Origin of the sequence: Acinetobacter lanii (assembly GCF_011578285.1) — a bacterium.
Classification (GTDB): Bacteria; Pseudomonadota; Gammaproteobacteria; order Pseudomonadales; family Moraxellaceae; genus Acinetobacter; species Acinetobacter lanii.
In genome coordinates, this window is the sequence record NZ_CP049916.1 from 2223129 (window position 1) to 2248065 (window position 24937).

At 41.9% G+C, this 24937-nt stretch carries 19 protein-coding genes; 5 read left to right on the top strand and 14 right to left on the bottom strand.

Translation table 11 applies throughout. The features are described from left to right. Positions 1–328: 328 nt before the first annotated feature. The 8 genes from G8D99_RS10180 to G8D99_RS10215 form a co-directional block, all read right to left on the bottom strand. Positions 329–1387, bottom strand: a complete 1059-nt coding sequence (locus tag G8D99_RS10180; protein ID WP_406741490.1) for a M20/M25/M40 family metallo-hydrolase — start codon at positions 1385–1387, stop codon at positions 329–331. A 252-nt stretch (positions 1388–1639) separates the two neighbouring features. Further along, a complete protein-coding gene (locus tag G8D99_RS10185) occupies positions 1640–3265 on the bottom strand; it encodes an arylsulfatase (RefSeq protein WP_166325347.1) in 1626 nt (541 codons plus the stop codon). 247 nt (positions 3266–3512) lie between these two features. Then, positions 3513–4433, bottom strand: coding sequence for a phosphate ABC transporter ATP-binding protein PstB (gene pstB / locus G8D99_RS10190; protein ID WP_166325350.1), 921 nt, complete (start codon positions 4431–4433; stop codon positions 3513–3515). A gap of 13 nt (positions 4434–4446) precedes the next feature. After that, complete coding sequence (gene pstA, locus G8D99_RS10195; protein WP_166325353.1) at positions 4447–5832, bottom strand: phosphate ABC transporter permease PstA; 1386 nt, start codon at positions 5830–5832, stop codon at positions 4447–4449. Next, complete coding sequence (gene pstC, locus G8D99_RS10200) at positions 5832–7211, bottom strand: phosphate ABC transporter permease subunit PstC (protein ID WP_166325356.1); 1380 nt, start codon at positions 7209–7211, stop codon at positions 5832–5834. Before pstC ends, pstA begins: the two co-directional genes overlap by 1 nt. A gap of 94 nt (positions 7212–7305) precedes the next feature. After that, a complete protein-coding gene (locus G8D99_RS10205) occupies positions 7306–8331 on the bottom strand; it encodes a substrate-binding domain-containing protein (RefSeq protein ID WP_406741520.1) in 1026 nt (341 codons plus the stop codon). 448 nt (positions 8332–8779) lie between these two features. Then, a complete protein-coding gene (locus G8D99_RS10210) occupies positions 8780–10312 on the bottom strand; it encodes a pyridoxal phosphate-dependent decarboxylase family protein (RefSeq protein WP_166325362.1) in 1533 nt (510 codons plus the stop codon). Between the two features lie 3 nt (positions 10313–10315). Continuing rightward, positions 10316–11689: a diaminobutyrate--2-oxoglutarate transaminase gene (locus tag G8D99_RS10215; RefSeq protein WP_166325365.1), complete on the bottom strand. Its 1374-nt coding sequence runs from the start codon at positions 11687–11689 to the stop codon at positions 10316–10318. A gap of 508 nt (positions 11690–12197) precedes the next feature. Between G8D99_RS10215 and G8D99_RS10220 the strand changes: the two genes are divergently transcribed. Beyond that, positions 12198–12902: an SIMPL domain-containing protein gene (locus G8D99_RS10220; protein WP_166325368.1), complete on the top strand. Its 705-nt coding sequence runs from the start codon at positions 12198–12200 to the stop codon at positions 12900–12902. 421 nt (positions 12903–13323) lie between these two features. Then, a complete protein-coding gene (locus tag G8D99_RS10225; protein WP_166325371.1) occupies positions 13324–14091 on the top strand; it encodes a TSUP family transporter in 768 nt (255 codons plus the stop codon). A 64-nt stretch (positions 14092–14155) separates the two neighbouring features. Here the strand turns inward: G8D99_RS10225 and G8D99_RS10230 are convergent, their stop codons facing one another. Further along, the gene (locus G8D99_RS10230) at positions 14156–15250 is read right to left on the bottom strand and encodes a fatty acid desaturase family protein (protein WP_166325374.1); all 1095 of its coding nucleotides are present in this window, start codon (positions 15248–15250) and stop codon (positions 14156–14158) included. Between the two features lie 12 nt (positions 15251–15262). Next, complete coding sequence (locus G8D99_RS10235; protein ID WP_166327698.1) at positions 15263–16327, bottom strand: ferredoxin reductase; 1065 nt, start codon at positions 16325–16327, stop codon at positions 15263–15265. A 139-nt stretch (positions 16328–16466) separates the two neighbouring features. Here G8D99_RS10235 and fabR point away from each other — a divergent pair, with 139 nt between their 5' ends. After that, positions 16467–17171, top strand: a complete 705-nt coding sequence (fabR, locus tag G8D99_RS10240; protein ID WP_166325377.1) for an HTH-type transcriptional repressor FabR — start codon at positions 16467–16469, stop codon at positions 17169–17171. Between the two features lie 86 nt (positions 17172–17257). Here the strand turns inward: fabR and G8D99_RS10245 are convergent, their stop codons facing one another. Continuing rightward, positions 17258–18952, bottom strand: a complete 1695-nt coding sequence (locus tag G8D99_RS10245; protein ID WP_166325380.1) for an AMP-binding protein — start codon at positions 18950–18952, stop codon at positions 17258–17260. A gap of 351 nt (positions 18953–19303) precedes the next feature. Here G8D99_RS10245 and G8D99_RS10250 point away from each other — a divergent pair, with 351 nt between their 5' ends. Both G8D99_RS10250 and G8D99_RS10255 read left to right on the top strand, forming a co-directional pair. Beyond that, a complete protein-coding gene (locus G8D99_RS10250) occupies positions 19304–20503 on the top strand; it encodes an iron-containing alcohol dehydrogenase (RefSeq protein ID WP_166325383.1) in 1200 nt (399 codons plus the stop codon). A gap of 89 nt (positions 20504–20592) precedes the next feature. Then, positions 20593–21390, top strand: a complete 798-nt coding sequence (locus G8D99_RS10255; protein WP_166325386.1) for an enoyl-CoA hydratase-related protein — start codon at positions 20593–20595, stop codon at positions 21388–21390. A 75-nt stretch (positions 21391–21465) separates the two neighbouring features. Here the strand turns inward: G8D99_RS10255 and G8D99_RS10260 are convergent, their stop codons facing one another. The 3 genes from G8D99_RS10260 to G8D99_RS10270 form a co-directional block, all read right to left on the bottom strand. Beyond that, complete coding sequence (locus G8D99_RS10260; RefSeq protein ID WP_166325389.1) at positions 21466–22398, bottom strand: TauD/TfdA dioxygenase family protein; 933 nt, start codon at positions 22396–22398, stop codon at positions 21466–21468. A gap of 78 nt (positions 22399–22476) precedes the next feature. Beyond that, positions 22477–23364 (bottom strand): metal-dependent hydrolase, encoded by an 888-nt coding sequence (locus tag G8D99_RS10265; RefSeq protein WP_166325392.1) that lies wholly within the window; start codon positions 23362–23364, stop codon positions 22477–22479. Positions 23365–23388: 24 nt separating this feature from the next. After that, positions 23389–24660, bottom strand: a complete 1272-nt coding sequence (locus tag G8D99_RS10270) for an OmpP1/FadL family transporter (RefSeq protein ID WP_166325395.1) — start codon at positions 24658–24660, stop codon at positions 23389–23391. Between the last annotated feature and the right edge of the window lie 277 nt (positions 24661–24937).

Below are 24937 nucleotides of genomic sequence, written 5' to 3' on the forward strand. Positions count from 1 at the left end.
GGTGAGATGACCTTGCCACAATGTGACTTGAAGAGAGCGCATATTCTACTGTGTATTGACACAATCAGCTAGACAAAAAACGAAGAAACTATGAGTAATTGAATGAAGTTTTTATAAATAATGCGTTTAATTTCAGTGGAAAAATTTGAATGTAGTCCTACAGGTTAACACACTTTGTAACGGAAAAAGCAAAACATTTGGAGAATTATTTTACTCAGATCAATAGTCTAAATTTTAAGCATTTAGTGCAAAATCAATCGATTTAAAATCTGTATAGAACACAGCTCAACGCCTGATCAAGCTTTATTGTTCTATACCGTTATTCAGCTTATTTTTGATTTAAATAGTTTAATAAAGATAAGACCGCTTGACTGGCAATCTGCAATGACGCTGGATCGACTTGCTCAATCGTGTCGCAACTTTGGTGATAACACGGCGCAAATTCCAACACGTCGCCTTTCATTTGTTCATTAAATAAAATTAAAGAAGCGACAGGCACTTTGCCTAAAAATGGCGCAGTATCACTGGCAGTTAAGGTTGAAATATCTTCCTTCACTTGAATGCCTTTATGTCTAAAAAATGCTTTTAAATGTTGTTCTAAAGCCAAGTCCCCTACATGATTTGGAATACTCCGCAAACTGTCGGTAATCGGCTTATAATCCGCTTCATTCATACCTCTTTCTTTGAGCGTGGTTTCCATTTCGGTAATCGAGGATTGATCTCCATCTGCAATTTGAATGGTGGGATTTTTGGTGCCGACCATATCGACATTGATATAAGCCTGAATGCCTTTGAGCTGGTCAGCACTTAAACTTTTTACAAAAGCATTTGATCCAGCAATGCCTTCTTCTTCCGAATCCCAGAATGCGATATATAAAGTATGTTTTGGTTGCTTTGAATGCTTTGCATAGTGCTGAATCAGCTCTAACAGTAAGGCAACACCCGAACCGTTATCATTAATCCCTGGACCCATTTTTACTGAGTCATAGTGTGCACCAACCACGATCGCGGTATCTTTGGACTGCCCTGCAATTTCAACAATGACATTTTGACCCACTTCTTTTTTACGATTCTCAAAAGGGATCAGTTGGGCTTTTAAGCCTGCTTTTTTAATTTGATCACTAATATATTGCGCTGAGGCTTGACCACCACTAGTACCGACAGCGCGGTTTCCACCATGCATTTGTGCAATTTTTTCTAAGACTTTTAAATGTTGCATCATGGCTGTACTGTCTAAGCTACCCACCTGATGAGTGGGCGTTGTCTGAGTGACTGTGTGTGCATTGATATCTTGTTGATGTGTTATTGCTTGTTGTTGGCATCCTGCCATTAAAAAACCACTACACGCTAAAAGTGTTGAAAATATCCATTGATTTGAATGCATCATTGTCTTTATCTGAGTATCATCATGATCTATTTCTTTATATTAAACATTCTGATGAAGGCTAAAAAGTAGCGTTCAGTAACCAGTGTTCAAGTTAAGATGTACAGTTTTATTCCCGATAGCCGAATCAACTCACCATTTAAAACCCTTCTTTCTTGTTTATTTGAAGATTTATTCCCTCCAGAAACTTTCTATGCAATCAAAAAGAGAGGCTTAAGCCTCCCTTAATCTATTCAAAGTTTTTGATTTCTTTATCTAGGCAGATTCTCGAATTAAAGGATTAAAGTTGCCTTCAATCACACCATTTTCTCTGACATAGACCTGCCAATCCGCCAACAACTCTTGCAACTTTTCAGGATAGGTTTCTGCCAAATCCTGAGTTTCTCCTGTATCCTGTTTTAGGTTATACAGTTGCCATTGGTTCGGACCATTCGGTGCAGGGATAAATAGGGCTTTCCAATCGCCCTTACGCAAGGCTTTTTGCCCAAAAAGCTCCCAACCGGTGACATGATCTTGTTCATGGATATAATCACGGTCTTGATTCAAATACGGCAAAATGGACTGACCTCGTAGAGGCACTAAGCTACGCCCTTTATAGTGCGAACCGGGATGTTGAATATTCAATAAATCTAGAATCGTCGGAAGCACATCCATTACGGTTAAAAATTCATGACTGATCTGCTGTTGTTTTTGTAGTTTTGGATAGTGAATAAATGCGGGGGTACGAATGCCTCCTTCACTGGTATGGGCTTTGAATAATCGTGATGGTGCTGTCGCTGCTTGCGCCCAATGCTCACCATACCAAACGTAAGAATTACCATTGCCCAAGTTATCAAAGCTATTGTCATAATATTGATCTATCACCGCTTGCAAATTTGGACCAAATACAGGCAGTGCTTCAAGTTGCGCACCCTCTGCGCCATTGTCTGAAAGAAAAATAATCAGGGTATTGTCGTATTGATTTGTCCGTTTTAAATGCTCAATCACACGACCAATATTTTGATCCATGCGATCCACCATGGCTGCATAAATTTCCATACTTTTCGCAGAAGTTTTACGCTCTTCTTCTGTCAGTGCTTGCCAAAATTTACTCCGAGCCAATACCGGATGCACCGTTGAATCCTGCTCGACCAAGCCGATTGTTTTTAACCGTGCCAAGCGTTGTTCACGTAAAACTTCAGGACCTGCATCATAAACGCCTTTATATTTAGCAATGTCTTGTTGTGGGGCTTGTAAAGGCCAATGCGGTGCTGAGAAAGGCAAATACGCAAAAAATGGGCGATCTTGGCGTGCTTGGTCGTCCTTCAGATAACCCAATAAAGTATCGGTAAAATAATCTGAAGAATAGAAGTCGGATGGCAGTTCATGAATGAACGCATCATTTTCCGCATACAGTCCACGGGTGACTTTCAATAAACCCGGAACCTCCTCTTCAGGAATATCCGCTTCAAAGGCAAAATGATTGGCAGCACCTGGTAATAAAGCAAAAGATTTTTCAAATCCTCTTTTTGCAGGAAAGCGTTCTGGTGTTAAGCCTAAATGCCATTTACCTGACATGATGGTGTAATAACCTGCATCATGTAGTAACTCAGGTAAAGCTGCCACTTGATCATTCAGATAGCCTTCATAGCCCAATTTACCTTGCTGTTCGGGTCGTATAGATTCAGCCATTGAACCTAATCCAGCCAAATGGTGATCTGTGCCTGAAAGCAACATAGAACGTGTTGGAGAACAGGTCGACGCTGTATGAAAATTAGTCAGCCTTAAACCCTGCTCTGCAATGGCATCTAAATGGGGTGTTTTAATTTCACCACCAAAAGCACCTAAGTCTGAAAAGCCTAAATCATCTGCAACGATTAAGAGAATGTTTGGTTGGGTCATTTTATTTTTACATGGATTAAAATCTTGTTTAGACCTTAACTTCTTCGGTCAATCCATGCTGTCAAATAGATGACATTGTTTAGACAAATATTTGCTGAGTTAATCGTGATGAATGCAATTGAGTAAGTAATGATATTGATATCTAAGTTAAGCTTAGGCTATTTTATTTTTAAACATTCTTTTATCTATTTCGCAATAAAAAAAGAGCATTTCTGCTCTTTTTAATAACCCTACTCAGATTAGGTCATTAACCAAAACGCCCTGTAATATAAGCTTCGGTCAACTGATGATCCGGCTGCGTAAAGACTTTTTCAGTGGAATTGACTTCAATCAAATCCCCCAAATGGAAATAAGCCGTACGGTCAGATACACGGGCTGCCTGTTGCATCGAATGGGTCACAATGGCAATCGTATATTGCGTCGATAATTCAGAAATCAGTTCTTCAACTTTTGCTGTGGCAATTGGATCGAGCGCAGAACAAGGCTCATCCATCAAAATCACTTCAGGAGAAACAGCAATCGTGCGAGCGATGCATAGACGCTGCTGCTGCCCGCCTGAAAGCCCTGTCCCCGGTTGACTGAGTCGATCTTTGACTTCATCCCACAGCCCGGCTTTACGTAAACTGGTTTCTACAATCTCTTCTAAGTCATATTTATCACGGGCTAAGCCATGCAGCTTAGGGCCATAAGCGACATTGTCAAAAATGGACTTTGGAAATGGATTCGGCTTTTGGAATACCATGCCCACTTGCGCACGCAGTAAAACCACATCCAGTTTAGGGTCATAAATATCCTGATTATCCAGCAATACTTTTCCTGTCACTCGACAACTATCAATCGTGTCATTCATACGATTTAAGGTGCGTAAAAAAGTGGATTTACCACAGCCGGATGGCCCAATGAACGCAATCACTTCATTTTGGTAAATATCCAAATCGATGCCTTTAATCGCCTCAGCCTCGCCGTAATACACGTGCACATCTGACGTACTGAGCTTCACTGTAGACGGTTTCGACTCTTTTTTAGACGTAGATGTTTCAAATTGAGAGACAAAAGACGTGGTCGGACGTTTTGACTCAGTGTCTGGATGGATAAATTGTGATTGTTCTGGATTCACTGGCTTGTCCTGATTAAATACATGTGTTTTTGTTGTGCTCAGCGTATGCATAGTGTGCCCCCTTTTACCAACGGACTTCAAATTTCTTACGTAACCAAATGGCTAAACTGTTCAACCCAATCATCATCACAAGTAGCACGATAATCGCTGCTGCAGTACGCCCTTCAAAGAAGTTACGTAGTTCATTGCCCTGCCACAGGAAAATCTGTACAGGCAAAGCGGTAGATTGGTCAAACGGTGAAGTCGGCACACTGGCCACGAATGCACTCATACCAATCAACAGTAATGGTGCTGTTTCACCTAAGGCTTGTGCCACACCAATGATTGCACCTGTTAAAATCCCCGGCAATGCAAGCGGTAAAACATGATGAAAAACGGTTTGTAAACGTGAAGCCCCCAAACCTAAAGCGGCTTGGCGAATGGAAGGGGGTACGGCTTTGAGCGCTGCACGGGTGGTAATAATCACAGTCGGTAGCGTCATTAAACTTAAAACCAAACCACCGACCAATGGCGCAGATAAGGGCAGATGCATCCAACCAATAAAAATCGCAGCACCGAGTAAACCAAACACGATGGATGGTACCGCAGCCAAATTATTGATGTTGACTTCTACCACATCGGTAATCCAATTTTTAGGTGCAAATTCTTCTAAATACACTGCCGATGCCACCCCAATCGGAATCGAGATAAAAATCACGATCAGCATCATAAACAGTGAGCCCATAAATGCTCCTGCTAAACCTGAGGTTGCAGGCGAACTGCGTGAATCTGGGCTGGTGAAAATATTGCTGTTGAAGCTATTTTCAAGCATACCTTGGGCTTGCATATGATCGGCAATTTTGCGGATTTCTGGGCTCAATTGTTGCTGCTCATCCGATAAACTTCGGTCAATATTACCTTTTAACCACACATCTACATTGGCATCAGCCAAGACTTTGATCTCTTGGCTTTTACCCAACACATCAGGATTTGCCATAAATAGGTCACGTATACGATAGGCTTCCGAACTGGTGTATACACTGCTGAGTTCATCTTTCTGAGCAGCCAATGTAGGATCTTTTTTCAGCATCGCATTCACGATTAAAGCATCCCAGTCGACCATGCCTATTTCAGTTTGCCAAGCAATATAACGCTCTTGAAAATGTGCCGGGGCTTCATTGGGTTCACGTATGGGCTGTTTAGACACCTTGATAATGGCAGGGTCAAAATAGATCGGTAAAGTCATGCTACTCTGCCAAAAGGCAGGTAAGCCTTTCGCCAAGATACTGCCAAACAGAAGCACAACAAAAAACAGCCCCATGATCACGGCACTCAAACCAAACCATTTAAAGGTCTTTTCTTTGCGATGGCGTTTCGCCAACGAGTTTTGAATTCTTTGCGTACGTTTCTCACGTAACTCTGCTGCATGCGTATCGTAGTTTGGGTCGAGAGTTGTATTTGAAGTCGTCATTAGTCGTATTGCTCACGATATTTACGCACGATCACCAGTGCAACAATATTTAGCCCTAAAGTAATCACAAATAGAGTCAAACCCAGTGCAAAGGCCACCAAAGCTTGCGGGCTGGCAAAGTCTGTATCCCCCGTCAATTGATTCACGATGGTGATGGTGACTGTCGAAATCGCTTCCAATGGATTGATATGTAGCAGTGGACTGTTGCCTGCCGCCAAAACCACAATCATGGTTTCACCAATGGCACGAGAAGCCGCCAATAAAAATGCCCCAATAATCCCCGGCAGTGCCGCAGGAATCACCACTTGGCGAATGGTTTCAGATTGAGTCGCACCTAAACCAAGTGAACCATCACGGAGTGAACGCGGGACTTGGGTGATGATGTCATCTGAAAGTGATGAAACAAAAGGAATGATCATAATCCCCATCACAAAACCTGCCGTCAGCGCACTGGTCGCATTGATATCTAAACCAATATACGCCCCTGCTTGTTTGGCAAAAGGTCCAATGACCATCAGTGCAAATACGCCATATACGATGGTTGGAATACCGGCCAAGATTTCGATTGCAGGTTTAGCCCAAGCACGGAAACTTGGCTTTGCATATTCAGCCAAATAAATCGCAATCATCAGACCGACAGGAACAGCTACAAGCAGTGCAATCCCACTGACCATCAGTGTTCCCCACAGCAAGGGAATCAAGCCATAACTGCCTTCAGCATTACCTGAAGTACTAAAACCCGGATTCCATTCTGTTCCAAAAAAGAAACTCGCTGGATTGACAAAATGGAAAAAGCGCATCGCTTCACTGAACATCGACATGACAATGCCAATGGTGGTCAAAATCGCCACGCCTGAACACAGGGCTAGACCAAGGTTCATGATTTTTTCAACATGGTTACGTGCACGGTATTGAGCGGAAATTTTCTGTTTTGCCCAAGTTAGCCCGAGTAATGCTGCACAAATCACCACAACCACTTTGGCATAGCTTCCGGTCACTTGGAATTTTGACAATTGCTCGGCGGCTTTGAGCTCATAAAGTAAAGGCTGATCACTGACTCCGAAACCTGATGCGATGGATTGAACACGGTCAACCAACACACTCATGCTTGCTGGATCTAAGCTCCCTGCTACGGCAGCAGGAACATGATTCAACACCACATGTTTCAATACATTCGGTTCGACCATGTTCCAAACCAACATGATTAAAAATGCAGGAATGCCACACCATAAAGCGACCAAGGCACCATAGTAGCCCGGTCGAGAATGCAGCATGGCTGAGTTTTGCCCCGAACCCGCCAATTTACGACTTTTGCTTAAACCAATTTGGTAAGCAACGGCAATCAATGCCAGCAATACACCTATGAGTAGCAGATTCATCTACGTTCTCACCATCCTTTCGTCAGTAAAGTTCTAGTGCGTTAACATTCTAAATAGAAAAACCAATGGAATTTAGCCATTGGTTTTCAAATCATTATTGAACAGCTTTGCCCGCTTTAAAGTTTGCCAGCACTTGTGCACGTTCTTTATCCGACAAGGAAATCAGCCCTGCTTTTTCAAGTTTCGAACCTTTGCCTGATGCTTTTTTACTGATGAAGTATTCAGTATATTGGGACAAACCTTTGATCGATTTTAAGTGGTCGCCCTTCACATAAAAGAACAAAGGACGAGACACAGGATATGACCCATTTAAAATGGTTTGCTCGGATGGAGAGACACTATTCACTGTCGCTACACGTAATTTATCTTTATTTTGATCATAGAACCCTAGACCAAATACACCGACTGCATTGGGTGAGGTTTTTAAGCGTGCTAAAGTTTCAGTATAGTCACCTGAAATCTCAATGACCTTGCCATCTTTACGGAAAGTTGAGCAGGCTTTTTTCTGTGCCTCTTTATCGAGCTTCTTAAAGTATTCATAGGATTCACAACCTGCTTCAATCATTTTTTCTTGGAACACTTCACGTGTTCCGTGATTCGATGCAGGAATCACCAAAGTAATGGCTTCATCCGGCAAAGATTTATCAATTTGATTCCAACGGGTATATGGGTTTGCAACCAACTTACCATTGGCAGGAAGTTGTGCTGCTAACGCTGCAAAGACATGTTGAGGACGCAGTTTAAACGCCGATTTTTTTGCATTTGATGCAAATACAATCCCGTCATAACCAATCTTCATTTCTAAAATTTGGTTTACACCGGCTTTTTTACAGGCACTTAACTCTGTGTCTTTGATTTTTCGAGAGGCATTGGCGATATCAATGGTGTTATCTCCCACACCATTACAAAATTGTTTTAAGCCGCCAGAAGTACCCCCTGAACCGACAACGGGTGTTTTAAACTGTGGAAAATTATTGCCAAATTCCTCTGCCACGATACTGGCATAAGGCAATACTGTAGATGACCCTGCAATCTGAATGGTGTCACGGGCTGCATGTGCTGTTGTTGTGGCTACGCCCCCAATCAAGGTCAAAGCAACCACCGTTTTATTTAAGCTCATTGAATTTAAACGCATGCTGATCTCTCTCAGTCAATCCCAAAGTGGAGTACCCAACTTGTTATAATGAAGTCTTGTACTTTTTTCGTTGTTAACATCTTGAGTTTTTAATATGACAACCAAGTTACAGCGATATGACGATTTGATGATATTTACAAACAGCGTTTCTATACTAATTAAAGATAAATAAATCAATACTTTAATTTTTTAATTTATAGATCTAACTCTGAATTTTGAGCTTTGAATATGTAAATAAATATGTTTGAGAGAGGCTTAAAGCGCATTTAAGTTTGGATGACGAATATACAATTCCAATTCATCTATCGAATTTTCAAACTAAATCTTGAACGCTTTAAAGTTGTAGAAATAAGCTTGTTTTTTCAAAACTAACGCATCTTGAAAACAAAAAAAAGGCACTCAATAGAGCGCCTTTTCCTACACAAACAATCGATTAATCGATTGGGGGTGTATAGCTACCATCCGCAATAGCATCTTTAATACGATCAGCCTCATTTAGCACAAGTGCCAATAAGTTTTTCACATTGTCTAAAGTCGCAACCGGGCTTAAAGTGGTCATTTTCAAAGATTGAACTTGACCGACTTTGGTTACACCAATATTCGCTTCACCACGTGCAAACAATTCATCTGCCACGTTTTGGTTCAGTGTATCGAGTAATTCTGTTGGATAACCTTCAGGAATCACTCGGAACAATACCGATGCAAATTGTGGATCAACCAACATTTCAAGACCATCCGTTGCATCAATATAAGCCGCAACATCACGCGTTAAACCCACACCATGATCGATCATTGAACCGTAAAGTTCTTCACCGAGTGCTTCAACGGTCATCCACAATTTCAATGCATCAAAACGACGCGTGGTTTGTAGCGACTTAGACACAAGGTTGGGTACGCCATGCTCTTCATCATAAGCCGAGTTTAAGTACTCTGCTTCGTAATGCATGAAACGATAGTTCGCTTCATCTTTCAGCAAAAATGCGCCACATGAAATCGTTTGGAAATAATGCTTATGGAAATCAAGCGTTACTGAGTCAGAAAGCTCGATCCCGTCTAGCATAGAACGATAGTCATTCGAAAGAATCAGTGCACCACCCCATGCCGCATCGATATGCATCCACGCGCCATATGTGTTGGTGATTTCACGAATTTCTTTGAGTGGGTCAATTGCGCCTGCATCGGTTGTACCTGCAGTTGCCACCACACATGCCACGATCTTACCTTCGTTTTGAAGGTGCGCCATGGTTTTCTCAAGTGCGTTAACATCCATCTGTGCGTTGTCGTTCACAGGAACAGTGACCACAGATTGGAAGCCCATGCCCATCATCGCCATGTTCTTTTGCACAGAGAAATGTGCATTTTCAGAACAAATGACTTTGACGTTACGCATTGCATCGCTTGGTACGCCATCACGCTGAACAGACCACGGATTGCCGTTTTCGTCTTTCCAGTTTTTCGCGATGCACGCATCACGCGCAAGTAACACACCCATCAAGTTCGACTGTGTGCCGCCAGAGGTGAATACACCGGCTTGACCTGAACCGTAGCCGACTTTTTGACGAAGCCAGTCAATCAGTTGCACTTCCATCAATGAACCTGCAGGGCTTTGATCCCATGAATCCATCGATTGGTTGGTTGCGTTAATGAGCACTTCCGCGATTTGGCTTGTCACCATGGTTGGGCAGTGCAAATGCGCGAGTGAATGCGGATGATGGACTTTTAAGCTTTTATTAAGGAAAAGCTCAACCATACGATCCAAAGATTTTTGTACACCTAAACCTTCTTTAGAAGGATTGAATGCGATGGCAGAGCGCAGCTCTTTAATGCTACCACCTGTGTACATTTTGTCATTTTGCAACCATGCAGAGACAGCTTTTACAGCTGAATCCATTGCTGACTGATAGTCAGCAATAGACTCTGCATCATTGCAGAATAAGGCTTTACGATGTTCTGCAAAATCAACCATGTCTTATGCGCCTCGAGTTGCAACAAGTGCTTCAGCAAGTGCTTTCTTGAAGCGAGCGATCACTTCTACACATTCGTCATGATTAATAATCAGTGGGCAAAGTAAACGAATCACTGTACCGTTACGACCACCTTTTTCTAACAACAGTTTGTTGTCGAAGCATGCGGCTTGAATTGCAGCTGCCAATTGACCATCACCTGGCAATGAACCCATGTGATCAGCAGGCTTACGCTCATCCACGATTTCAACACCAATCATTAAACCACGACCACGCACGTTACCGATACATGGGAATTCTTGCGCTAATTTTTTCAATTCAGCTTGTAAGAAATCACCGCGTTCTTGTGCGTTTTGCGCCAAGTTTTGCTCTTTAATGGTTTTGATCGTTGCAAGACCTGTACCCATCGCCAATTGGTTACCACGGAATGTCCCCGTGTGACCTGCTGGCTGCCAGGCATCGAACTTACGTTTAATACCGAGTACAGCAAGTGGCAAGCTACCACCGACGGCTTTCGACATCACCACAACATCAGGCTCAATGCCCGCATGTTCAAAGGCAAACATTTTACCTGAACGTGCAAAGCCTGCTTGGACTTCATCTAGAATCAGTACGATGTTATGTTTTTCAGTCACTTCACGAATTTTTTTCAGCCATTTTACCGGTGCTGTCACCACACCGCCTTCACCTTGAATCGCTTCAAGAATCACAGCAGCAGGTTTGGTTACACCGCTCTCGACATCTTCAATAAAGTTTTCGAAATAATAAGTTAAAGCATCTACACCTGCTTCACCGCCAATGCCCAATGGGCAACGGTATTCATGCGGATATGGCATAAATTGTACGCCTGGCATTAAGCCATTCACCGCATTTTTCGCAGATAAGTTCCCTGTCATGGCTAAAGCGCCATGCGTCATCCCATGATAGCCACCGGAAAAGCTAATCACAGAACTACGACCTGTATAGGTTTTGGCTAATTTAATTGCTGCTTCTGTACCATCTGCACCAGATGGACCACAGAACTGTAGACAATACTCAGCCTTACCCCCAGGGAGTTGCTCAAGTAATGCTTCAGTAAACGCATCTTTTAAAGGTGTTGTTAAATCCAATGTATGCAACGGTAAACCGCTTGCAAGTGTATCTTGGATACTTTGAATGACCGCAGGATGATTATGGCCTAATGCCAATGTCCCTGCCCCAGCTAAACAATCGAGGTACGTCGTACCTTCAACATCGGTAACCCAGCACCCTAAGGCTTTTGCTATCGCTAATGGAAGTTTACGTGGATAGCTACGAACATTGGATTCCATTTGACTTTGGCGAGTTAAATAGTATTCGTTAGTAGACTTAGTGGCAGAATTTACTGAAGAAACGCTCATATCGAATTACCATCTCTGATATGGGTTGAAAGAAATAAGTCGGGGGACTTTCGGTCTTTTGACTCGGTGCTTTATGATTTTCTAGTCAGTTTTAAGAGCTCTTGTATGTAATGGCTAACTAGACGGCGGATAATACCTAATTTTTTTGAAAAATAAATAGGTATAAGTATCAAAAATGCCAAGAACAGTACAAATAATTGCAATTCAAGTGCATTTCGATTGAATATTCATCTTACAGACCACCCCATGGAATGAAAGCCTATTTTTATATCTATTTGTGTCGGGTTTTCAATCAATCAAATGTGTAAAATCAGAATTGTGTATGAGTTGGCATTTTTAAATAAAATATAAAATCAATAATCATTCTCAATTCAATTACAAATGCACCACATTTTATGCTTCATCTCACCAACATCGAGTTTTAACATAGATTCAAAAATATGAACTTGAAGTTCTGATTTTAAATTTATGATGTCTATATCAATCTATTTAAATATTAGGAAAGACCATGCGCTTACTCACCCTAGCTTCACTTTTCACAACAGTTGCTCTAAGCAATGCCGTCTTTGCCCAATCTACAGAAAACTTAAACTACAATGTGGTGAATATTCAAGCCGAAGCTACGCGCAAAGTCTCAAATGATGAAATGCATGCAGTTTTATTCATTGAAAAAAGTCACAAACAGCCGGCTGAATTGGCCACTCAAATTACCCAACTGATGAATCAAGCCCTATCATTGGCAAAAAAATACCCACAAGTTAAAGTTGAAACCGGTGCTCAAACCACCTACCCCGTGTATGACAATGACTCGACCAAACTCAAAGAATGGCGGGGCCGTGCTGAGGTCAATATTGAAAGTACCGATTTTAAAGCCGCTAGCCAATTGGTCAGTGAACTGCAACAGAATTTTCAAACTCAATCGATTAACTTCACTGTGTCAGATGCACAGCGTAAAAAAGTTGAAAATGATCTGATGACGGAAGCCTCCAAAAACTTTCAACAACGTGCGCAATTGTTGACTCAAGCATGGAACAAATCAGGCTATAACTTGGTCAGCCTGAATTTAAATACCAACAACGCATACCCACAACCAGTGATGATGCGTGCCAACATGGCCAAGTTTGCAGGCGCTGAATCCGCAGATGCTCAAAATGTAGCGGCAGGTGAATCTAAAATCACGGTCAATGCCAATGGCGCCATTCAATTCAAGTAAATTACTAGACTTCTTGCATAAATCAAATTTTAACCACGGTTTAATTCATAATAAAAGTTCCCTCTCCTTTTAAAGGAGAGGGTTAGGGAGAGGATTTATATGACCCCCCTCATCCCGACCTTCTCGCAAAGTTAAAAAGGAGCCTTTCAATTTTCATTTTATTATTCAATTTTGAACATTTTTCGACTTTTGCAAGAGATCTACTTTTGATCTAAGCCGGTATTTAAATCATTAGGTTTTAAATACGCTACGCTCACTGGATTATTACTGATAATCAACTAGCGATATTAAATTCTTAGATTCTCAAAAACACTGAAAGATTGATTTTAAAAACCGCTCAGAAAACCTTAGCGGTTTTTATGATTTGGTATTGGCTTTAAAAGCCGTATCATACAATCACACGGATGTGATCTTAAAAATAATGCTCTTCGAATCAATCAATTTTTCATTGGTGTTTTTTGCCTTTTGCGCGGGTCTAGTCGATGCTACTGTCGGCGGTGGTGGTTTAATTTTAGTCCCTGCGCTGTTGTATGCTTATCCCCAATTAAACATTGCGACGATCTTTGGCACCAATAAAGCCGTTGCTTTGGCCAGTGCCTCCTCTTCTGCGATTGGCTTCATTCGCCGCGTGAGTCTGCCATGGACGCTGATTATACCGACCATGTTGTCTGCATTTCTGTTTGCTTATTTGGGTGCAATATCCATTTCAGTGATTCCTAAAACATTCCTGCAATATGCGGTGTTTGTTTTACTGATCGTTATGGCGGTGTACACCTTTTTAAAAAAAGATTTGGGACATGTGCACAGACAAATTCAGATGGGTAAAAAACAGATTGTATCGGGCATTTGCTTTGGTGCTTTGATTGGCTTTTATGACGGTGTTTTTGGACCGGGTTCAGGTAGCTTCTTTTTGTTTTTATTCATCAAAGTGTTCGCCTTTGATTTTATCCATGCGGTGGCGGCTGCCAAACTACTTAATATTGCCACTTTTATTGCAGCGCTGATTTTCTTTATTCCTGAAGGTCATGTGATTTGGTCGGCAAGTATGTACATGGTTTTGGCTGCCATAATTGGCGCTTATGTCGGCACATTAGTGGCATTTAAATATGGCAGTGCTTTTATCCGTGTGTTTTTCTTGCTGTTGTTGCTGTTTCTGATTGGTCGAATGGGCTATCAATTATTTTTCTAAATGATTATGAATTGCTCCATAAAAAAAGCCACTAGATCAGTGGCTTTTTTCACATACTTAAGAATTATTTCTTAAATGGAAATGCATATTTCACGATACGTTTGATCACACTACCATACTGTTTAAGTAGACTTGCATTGTTATAATTCAAACCATATTTTTCACAGACGGCTTGTACTTTAGGCGCCATTTTACGGTAACGACGTGCAGGAATATCTGGGTACAAATGGTGCTCAATTTGGTGACTTAAATGTCCTGTCAAAATATGGAAAGCTTCAGACCCGGTTAAGTTTGAAGAACCACGAATCTGACGCATATACCAGTGTCCACGGCTTTCATTTTCAAGCACGGTTTTCGGGAACACTTCGACATCTTTGGTAAAGTGACCACAGAAAATAATACTAAAGGTCCAAATATTACGTAGACCATTGGCAACACAGTTCCCCGCAAGTACAGGTAAAGCCGCAGGACCAGCAATGAGTGGGAAGAATACATAATCTTTAAACATTTGTTTGCCAATTTTTTTCTTCATTGGCGTCAAACGTTGATTGAATTCTTTTTTGCTCATGCGACCTTTCAGGTATTTACCAATTTCAAGGTTTTGAATCGCAACGCCCCATTGGAACAACAAGCAAAACGGAATGCTATATAGCGGTTGTAAAAGGTAGCCTTTTTTCCAACGTTGCTCTGGGAATAAACGCAATACGCCATAACCAATATCATCATCCATACCTTTAATGTTGGTGTAGGTATGATGTTTAAAGTTATGGGTTTGACGCCAGTCGTCTGCCGTACCCACGATGTCCCACTCATAGGTGGTGCCTTTGAACTTTGGATCATTCATCCAGTCATATTGACCGTGCATGACATTATGACCGAGTTCCATATTTTCCATGATTTTGGCAAAGCCCAACAGACCGGTACCTAAAATCCATGCCGGCGGGAACCATCCTGCAAATAAGCAAGCACGCCCTAAAATTGAACTATAACGAATCGCGGCATAGACACGCTTAATATATTTTTCGTCTTTTTCGCCCAAGTCATCTAAGACTTCTTGTTTAATGGCATCCAATTCACGTGCAAGTTCATCTAACTGAGCATTGGTCAATTCGCGATTTTTTGGATTTTTAAAATATTGTAGTTGTACTGGCATATTCATATATGTACTCGCTTAAAGGTCGATCACTAAGTCAGTTTGGGCTGAATTCACACAGATTTTCAGCAAATTACCGGGTTCAGTATTGCTTGCACCTGTGACCAAATTTTGGGTTGCACCTTGTGCTTTATTACATGCACATTTATTACAAATACCCATACGACAACCATGTGTCGGTTGGATGTTTTGTTGTTCCAACCCCACTAAAATAGATTGACCTTTTGGAATAGACACTGTTTTTTGCGATCGAGTTAAGGTCACTTCGATAAAGCCAACCTCATCCGACACCAATTCACTTAAACTAAAAGCTTCACTTTTAAAAGTTTTCGCTGCTTTAAATAACTGTTCTGCTGTGCTGACAAAACCAGAGGGCCCACACACATAGACGGTGCTTTGTGCTAAATTTTCAATCTCACTCAAATAGCTTTCATTTAAACGCGCATCTGTAGGTTGTGTTTGGGTGTGCATCACTTCAAATTTAAAATTGGCATGTTGTTGCGCCAGCTGATCAAAAGTCACTTTAAACGCGACATCAGCTTCTGTTTTTACCCAATACATCAAATGGATCTGAGCTTTTGGATCTTTTTTTAATGCCTCAATGGTCAAACTGTACATTGGCGTAATGCCACTGCCTGCCGCCAACAGTACCAATGCCGATTGATCTTGTGGTAACAGCATATCGCCATAAGGTTGACCAAATTCAACGATATCACCAACTTCTGCGTGATCGATTAACCACGTGCTGACCACACCGCCATTGACCTTTTTAACGGTCAACATGACATGTTGTTCATCCACTTGAGTCAAGCTATAGGTTCGTTCATAACGACGTCCATCATGAGTAATAATTACCGGATGATGTTGCCCTGCTTGCGCTTTTTCGAAACGAGAATTGGTTTTTAAGGTGAGACTCACCGTGTCATGCGCGGTGCTTTGTTTTTTTACAATTTTGCCTAAGGCCTGATTTAAAGACCAAAGTGGATTTAATTTTTGGAGCCAAAAATTTGCTGCATCAGCATCAAAAACGGACTCAACCAAAGTTGTTCCGATAGAAGATTTGCGTGGTAAAACAGCGTGCATCATTTGCTCACTACAATAGGGTTTGGAATTATTATACATCTGTATATAAATTTGTATATATATTTGTTCAGAATCTTTCCATTCCCCTGCCTGCTGCTTAAAGGTATAATTCTGTAATGACTCTATATATTTGATCTTTATGCGCACTTCTTCACCTATTCCTGCTCAAACCTCTGCTCTTGAAGAAAGTCATGTATTAGGTCAATCGCAAGAAAAAGTACAGGTGCGTAGTGTGGGTCGTAAAGCCACCATTACCAAGGAAGAGTTATTCCAAGCTACACTCAATTTAATTGGTCCGAAGAAAAGTATTGCATCACTAAGTTTAAGAGAAGTCGCAAGAGAAGCAGGCATTGCACCGAATAGTTTTTATCGCCATTTTAAAGACATGGATGAATTGGCGATTGAACTGATTGATCGCGCTGCGATTGCCTTGCGTGAAATTTTACATCATGCGCGTTTAAAAGCCTCTTTAGACACCAGTATCGTGCGCAGTTCGGTGGAAGTCTTTATCGAGCAGTTAGATCGGGATGAAGGCTTTTTAAGCCTGATGCTCCGTGAGGGTCATACCGGTTCAGACTCCTATAAAGATGCCGTCGATAAACAGCTCAATTATTTCCAACAAGAACTACAAGAAGACCTGATTCGTTTAGAAGCGGCGCAGAACCGTACCATGCATCATCCTGATTTGGCGGCCAAAGCGATTACGCAATTGGTGTTTGGGATGGGCGCCAAAGTGATTGATTTATCACATGAGCAACGCCATGAAATCGCAGAACAAACCATTGCCATGATTCGGATGATTTTGGTCGGTGCCCGACATCTGGATGATTCCGCACTGCGTTAATTGTGATGCATGAACAATAAACCAAAAAGCCCTAAAGATTACCTTAGGGCTTTTTAAATTAAGCAAGATTCAGTTCAGCGATCAAATCATTCCCACACCACATGTTTAGACTGCTTGTACCACTCTTCTAAACGGTTTTCGTATTTCGCCTCAATCTTATTACGTTTGATTTTCATGGTTGGGGTCAGCATGTCATTGTCCATGGTCCAGAGGTCACGGATCACCACAAAGAAGCCAATTTTTTCATGCGGTTCAAGCTTCTGATTAATCTCATTGCGTAGATTTTCTAAATGCGCTTCGATTTCATCACGTTTACTGTCTTGTTGCAATTTATTGCGCACTTCTTCCGCCAACATCACAAAAGCCACCGGTTGGGTTTGACTGGCACCCCCAACACAGACTGACTCAATGATCGCATCATTACCAATCTTTTGCTCAATCGGCACCGGCATGACATATTTACCTTTTGAGGTTTTAAAGATGTCTTTAACACGCCCTGTAATTTTTAAACGCCCTTGACTGTCAATTTCACCCATATCCCCTGTGCGTAGAAAATGGTCAGGGGTAATATCTTCAGCCGTTTTCTCCGGGTTTTTATAATAACCCAACATCGTGCCCGGGCTTTTCACCAGGATTTCACCATTTTCATCAATCTTACATTCAACTTTTTCTTGAACATGCCCCACATAACCGCTTTGATACTGCCCCATACGGGTAATATGCGAATACCCCGAATTTTCAGTCATGCCATACACTTCTAACAGCTCTAAACCTAAGTTGCGATACCATTTAATAATGTTAATGGGTAAAGGTGCAGAACCGGTGAGTGCATAACGCACATGGTTTAAACCCAGTTTAGCCAACAACTTCTGCTTGATAATTTTGCCCAATACCGGAATACCAAACAGGATGTTTTGAACTTTAGGTGGAATCTTTTCATTGATGCCCAAATAAAATTTAGTCCAAAGCCGTGGTACAGAGAAGAAAATCGTCGGTTTGGCACGGTTTAAATCTTCGACAAAGGTTTCTAAAGAATTGGCGAAATACACTGTGAATCCAGCAATAAGAGATGAAGACTCAATAAAAATACGTTCTGCCACATGCGCCAAAGGCAAATAAGACAATGCACGTTCTTTCGAGGTCACTTCAAAGGTGGTACGCAACTCTCCTGATGGTGCAAGTAAGGTCGCAAAACTTTGCATCACACCTTTGGGCAAACCGGTACTGCCTGAGGTATAAATAATGGTCGCCAACTGTTCTTTAACGGGAAGCACAGGCTGAGTCGTCGGCTCAGTTTTCGCAATAATGTCTTCCCAAATGGGCGCATCATAATCTGGCGATAACGGCAACTTCACACACGGCATATCGGTTGGAATAATGGTTTTCACCTCGTTCCAACTGTCACCTTTACCGTCTAATTTGCCAATGAACATCATTTTGCATTCACTGTGCTCGAGCACGTACTGAGTGCCTTCTGCATTCAGCGTGGTGTACAACGGTACAGATACATGCCCCGCCATCCAAATCGCCAAATCCGCCATAATCCAATGCGCACTGTTCTTACCATAGATCGCAATCTGACTCGGTACAGTCAAATCTAAACTTTGAATGTATGCCGCCATACGACGAACTTGGTCTGCAATCTGTTTCCATGTATAGGATTTTACCTCTCCATTTGGAAAAGGTTGAATCAAATAATCACGATCCGGTGTTTGCTTCTCCCAATGCAACAGATAGTGAATATGCGAGGGTAAATTATTCAATTGCGTTAAATCTTCCATGTGTGTCGATTCCCTATCATCCCGATAAATTATTGAAATCCATATTGGCTATTTATTATTCAACTTTAGTCTTACCATAATATTGAGATAAATCAAGCCCAAAAATAATCATTCTCATCAACCGGGTTGAGCAGTTAAATCATTCATAAACTTAAAGATCATGACAGATCACACTCTTTTCGCGTTATGTGAATTTATACGTTTTGGAAATATCCAATTGGAAAATTTAAATGCTCAAGACTGACCAATTGTATGGGTGGATCTGATGATTATCGCCAATGAGTTTGCTGGTTTTTTAACCTATAACTAAAATCACTCAAGGAAAGACCCTCATCGATCGAGCGAACTTAAATGCCTAAAATAACAACATTAATTAAAGCAAAAGCAAAGCTTAAAGCCGTTCAAGTGCTGACCTATATCTTGCCAGTTTCCCACCCATTGGTCTTTGCAGGCCCCAATTCAGCCTTAAACTTATGTGACAACATTCAGCAATTGGGCATGAAAAAAGTCTTGATCGTGACCGATGCGATTTTATTAAATTTGGGCGTGATTCACCCCCTGCAAGATAAACTTGAGCAGGCTGGCATTCAAGTCACGATTTTTTCTGAAGTTAAATCTGATCCCACTTTTGATGTGGTTGAAAAAGGCATTGCGCTGTTTAAAAGCTCTGCTTCAGACAGTGTGCTCGCCGTCGGTGGCGGTTCAACCATTGATACCGCTAAAGTGCTGGCTTTAAGTGCCGCCAACAACAAAGCCCCGAAACAACTGATTGGCATATTGAAAGCCTGTAAACCCGCATTTCCGCTTTTTGTGGTGCCCACCACAGCAGGTACAGGCTCTGAAGTGACGGTTGCTGCAGTGCTTTCTGATAATCAAACCCATGTCAAAGGTTTAGTCATCGACCCTAAAGTGGTGCCTCTTGCCACTGCGCTAGATCCAGTGATCATGCAAGGTATGCCACCTGCGATTACCGCCGATACCGGCATCGATGCGTTGACCCACGCGCTTGAATCTTGGGTCAGTGGTTTTGCTACCCAAGAAACCGACTTTTATGCACGCGCTGCCACCAAATTGATTTTGGAAAATTTAGTTTTGGCTTGGCAAGATGGTAAAAATTTGGCAGCACGTGAAGCGATGGCACTCGGTTCGCACTATGCAGGACTTGCCATGAATAAAGCTGCGATTGGCTATGTACATGCGCTTGCGCATCAATTGGGTGCCAAATATGGCGTCCCACATGGTCGTGCCAATGCCATCATTTTACCGCATGTGCTTGAGTTCAACCGTGAAGCATCACAAAAACGTTTGGCAAAATTGGCCCGTGAAATTGGTTTAACCCAAACTGCCAATGATCGTGAAGCAACTGAGCTGTTCATTCAACGGATCAAAACGCTGCTGACTGAATTACAAATCAATACGCAAGTTCAAGGCATTCAACAGCAGGACTTTCCTGAGATGATTGAAGCAGCCTTTAATGAGGCACATGGCATGTACGCTGTACCGAAATATATGAATTATGCCGATGCTGAACAGATTTTAATGCGTTTGTAGTTTTCAATTCAGATGCAAATTATGTTTGCCAAACCAGCCTAATCTATTCGATTCAACACATCGCTTTTTTAAAATAAGGATATTTTAAAATGTTGACCTGTATTGAACAGCCCGTCCCACACCTCAAAGCACAGCTTGAACAAGGTATCTTGACCTTAATGATTGATCGACCTGAGGCCAAGAATGCCCTCGATATGGCGTTGTATATCCATCTTCGTCAAGCCATTGAAGAAGCGGGTCAATCCAATCAAGTACGGGTGCTGATTTTAAGAGGCATCGATGCTGACTTTAGTGCAGGCAATGACATGAAGTCATTTTTGCAATTGCCTGAGCTTCCTGCTGCGGGTGAGGCCGGCACAACCCCGCCATTTATGTTGTTGAAAGCTATCGCTCAGTTTTCAAAGCCGTGTATTGCCGCCGTGCGTGGCGTGTGTATTGGGGTCGCCAATACCCTACTCCTGCATTTTGATTTTATTTATGCCGATCAAACAGCAACCTTTCAAATGCCTTTTGTTAGTCTAGGATTGTCTTTAGAAGGTGCAGCCAGTCTTTTACTTGCCCAACGTTCAAGCTATTTACATGCTGCCGATATTTTATTTAAAGCACAAAAATACGATGCTGAAAAAGCATTACAAGCGGGTATATTAAGTGAAATTGTAGATGATCCCTATCAAACCGCTTTGACTGAAGCTCAACATTTGGCATCACTGCCTATTGCCTCGTTAAAAGCAGTAAAAAAATTGATGAAGCATGATTTAGAACGTGTTTTAAAATGCATCGATGAAGAAGCTGAAGTGGTGATGCAACGTGCCAATTCACCTGAAATGTTTGAAGCTGTCTCTGCCTTTATGCAAAAAAGAGCGCCTGATTTTTCACAATTTCATTGATAGCGCATTTAAACCGATAAAAAGCGCTGAATTGTTCAGCGCTTTTTTTTTGCATCTTAATTTCAAAGCATTGAATTAAACCGTTTCTGACAATTGTTCGGTCAATTTTTTGCTTTGTAATTGTTCCACTTGATCAGGTTCATTGAAAGTTACACGGTAGTTTTGACGACGGTTTGGCCAAAAATCGGCAATCGCAAAATGTTGCGTCAAACGATTGTCCCACACCGCAATGCCATTTTTTTCCCAACGATGGCTATAGGTATATTCAGGGTTTTTAATCCATTCCGCCAAGAAACGTAAAATATATTTGCTTTCGTTTTCAGGCACGTCATCAATACGCTTGGTGAAGGTTTCATTGACATACAAAACGGTTTTGTCCACTTCAGGAATGTATTTGGCAATTTTATGGTGTACTGGTTTGAATTTGGTCACACCTTTAATCAAAGCTTCATCGCCTAAAATTTCAAGGTATTCACGCCATTTACTCACTTCCCAAGTATGTGTTGCCGTCAAACCTTGTAAATAAGTTTTAAAGCCTTCAGACAAGCCTGCATAGGCTTTACTCATACTCGACCACACCGTATTCCCCCCATAAGGTGGCACTTCACGAATTTGAATCACGGTGCCACGCGGTGGATTTTCTACCCATGAAATATCGGTATGCCAATGATCAATTTCAGGTGGACGGCTGGCATCGTTTTCAATCACTTCAATTTCAGGATTATCCCCTGAACGTTGATGGAATGCCCCTAAAGAAATCGGGCCGAACACTCGAGCTAGCTCAACATGCTGTTCATTGCTAATTTCAACTGGTGGAAAGAAAATGACTTCAAAGTCCAGCAAGGCTTGGCGCAATTCTTGTTTCACTTCTTCTGTTAAAGCTTGGGTCAAATCGACCCCTTCAATCACTGCGGCAAAATTCGGTAACTGGGGTTTAGGCTGTATATGTTTATATCGTTCTGCAATGGGAACCAATTGGATTTGCTGACGTTCTGTAAATGTTTTCATAGTTGTAATTCCAATATCTGATGACTTCATCTATCTGTTTGTATGGCACGGTTTATGGGTTTAACGATTAAATGCTGTTTATGATTTGGATTGGCGAGCATGGGCCCAAAAGGCTTCACCGGCTTGAATCGGATCATGCGTTTTGGCTAAGGTGTCTACCCATACCTCGTATTGCGCAATAATCGGATGCTGACTCGGATGAAAATCCGCTTTAAACCAATCTAGATAGTGCGACTTCATTTTGGTGAGTTTGCCGTTTTTACCCAAAAACCACGGTAAGCCTTTGGCAAACAGTGTTGCGCGTTGAATTTTGCTAAAGCCGTCTTGCTTGAGCATTGCATTGGTACGGTAACTGTTAAAAATCAGCATCGTCACTGAAGCGACCAGCAAGGCCTTTTTACGGGTTTTCTCATCGACTTTGGCGACGTCTTTCATCACATCAAATGCGACATCGCGATGTTCCATTTCTTCAATTGAATGCCATGCCAACAATGCTCGCACATAGGGATGCACCTCTTGCATGGTGTCTTTTTCACCAAAGAAACACTCTGCCATTAAGGCAGTCAGATGCTCACTGGCTGCCGTCAAAGCGATGCAATAGGCCGGACTTTGATTTTTCAATACACCTTGAAAGCGCGTACGCAGCATGTGGGTAAATTTTTCCACCGGCATGCCTTGCTTGATCATCTGCTGATTCATGCGATCGTGAGCAATGCCGTGCTGTGCTTCCTGACGGATAAAATCTTTGACTTTGTGCTCTAAGATCGGATCTTGAATCTGATCACGGTACAAGCGCACACTCTCTATAAAAAAGCGTTCACCTTCCGGAAAAGTCAAACTCAACGCATCAAAAAAACGCGTTTTAAAGGGATCATTGCCAAACCAAAATTTTGGAATGTCTTCTATTTTAAAATCCAAATTGCTTCGAACCACAGGATCGACTTGGTGTTTAACTGCAACATTCATGTTTGATGCTCCGTCTAAGTCCATTTAGAAGTGATAGCCCAATTTGGCACCCCATGCCCAAGCATGGTTGTTGGTAAATTCACCGACATAGGCATTTTCCACATTGCCCGGAATGGCATAGTCACCGCGTTGCACTTTGGCATCACCGAGCCATAGGTATTTGGCACCCAATGAAACATCCAACTGTGGTGTTGGATTAAAACGCAGCCCAAGCCCCACATTCCAATAGCCATCTGTAGGCCCCAAAGTACTGATCGGATTCCCTGCACCACTGTCATAGCCCACCGAAATATTGCCAGCAAACTGATCACTGAGTTTACGCCCAATCCCGATATTGCCTGACCACTGATCTTTGGCATAATCGGTTAAGTCAAAGCCTTGGGTAAATGCGCCACCGGTTCTGATTTTTCCAATCGCGGTACTGGCCAAATTAAAGCCTTGCGGACGTAAATTAAAGGCTTTCCAATTGACCCAGCGTACATTGGCAAAGGCCACCGTATCTGCCGCCACGCCAGTTTGAAAATCAAAATTCACTGACTGTGGTGTGCTAATGGTGAATTCAGATTCAATCGGGTCTCCCACCAAAGGCACCAATTGACTTAACACATATTGATCGACAGGATTGCTTGCTCTTGCCAAAGCATTTTTAACTTGAAAGGCTTCATAGGTTTCAGCCTTGTGATCGATTTCAGAACGATAGGTCAATGAGGTTTTTAATGCGATGTTTGGAATTTCATAAGCCAAACCTGCCAACCAGCCATAACCCTCTGAGCTTTCAATTTTATTTTGATATCCACTTAAATAGGCAAAACCGGGGCCTGCAAATTGCACCTCCCCCTCCACGCGCTGATACACAGGCCCTGCATATAAAGACAGATTAGGAACAGGTTTATAACCCACCAGAATCGATAGATTTTGAGATTTTACATCGACCTCAGTATTGGCTTTAAAGCCGGCACTGCCCTGTTCGACCAAGGGGTTATTGCCTGTGTATTCAGCGGCCCCACCAAAGGGATGATCCCAAATTAAGCCAAATGAATATTGCTCGCTGGCTTGAAGCTTGATTGCGCCAGTAAAAAAATCATAGCTGCTGCCCATATCTGAGATCTTATTACCATCTTTATATTGTCCGGATACGGTGGGATCGATCTGTGAATATGAAATTTCGGCATAGTTCCCCGCTTGCAAAAATGGCGCAATCGATTGTCCAGAACGATCCATCGCTGCGGCAAAAGACGTTTGAGCTGCCATCAATAGGCTAAGTACCATAGCTGTTTTTATTGCTGTATAACGCATATTTCACCACATGATCTGTTGGCTTGAATGATTTAAATTTTGGGCTGATCTAAGCTGAGATTTATTCCTTGAATGTGGCGAATATATTTGATTTCTAAAGATTTAAAAGGATGAAAAAATGCATTTGTTATGAACTATTTTTATATCAATTTCGTGACTGATCAGTAAACGATGAATTTTAGATAAGTACATCATTTAAAAGCATAAATATACATGTAGATCAGATATGGTTTGCAGATATTCTGATTTAAATTTCAGCCCGTTCCTGCCTAGAATA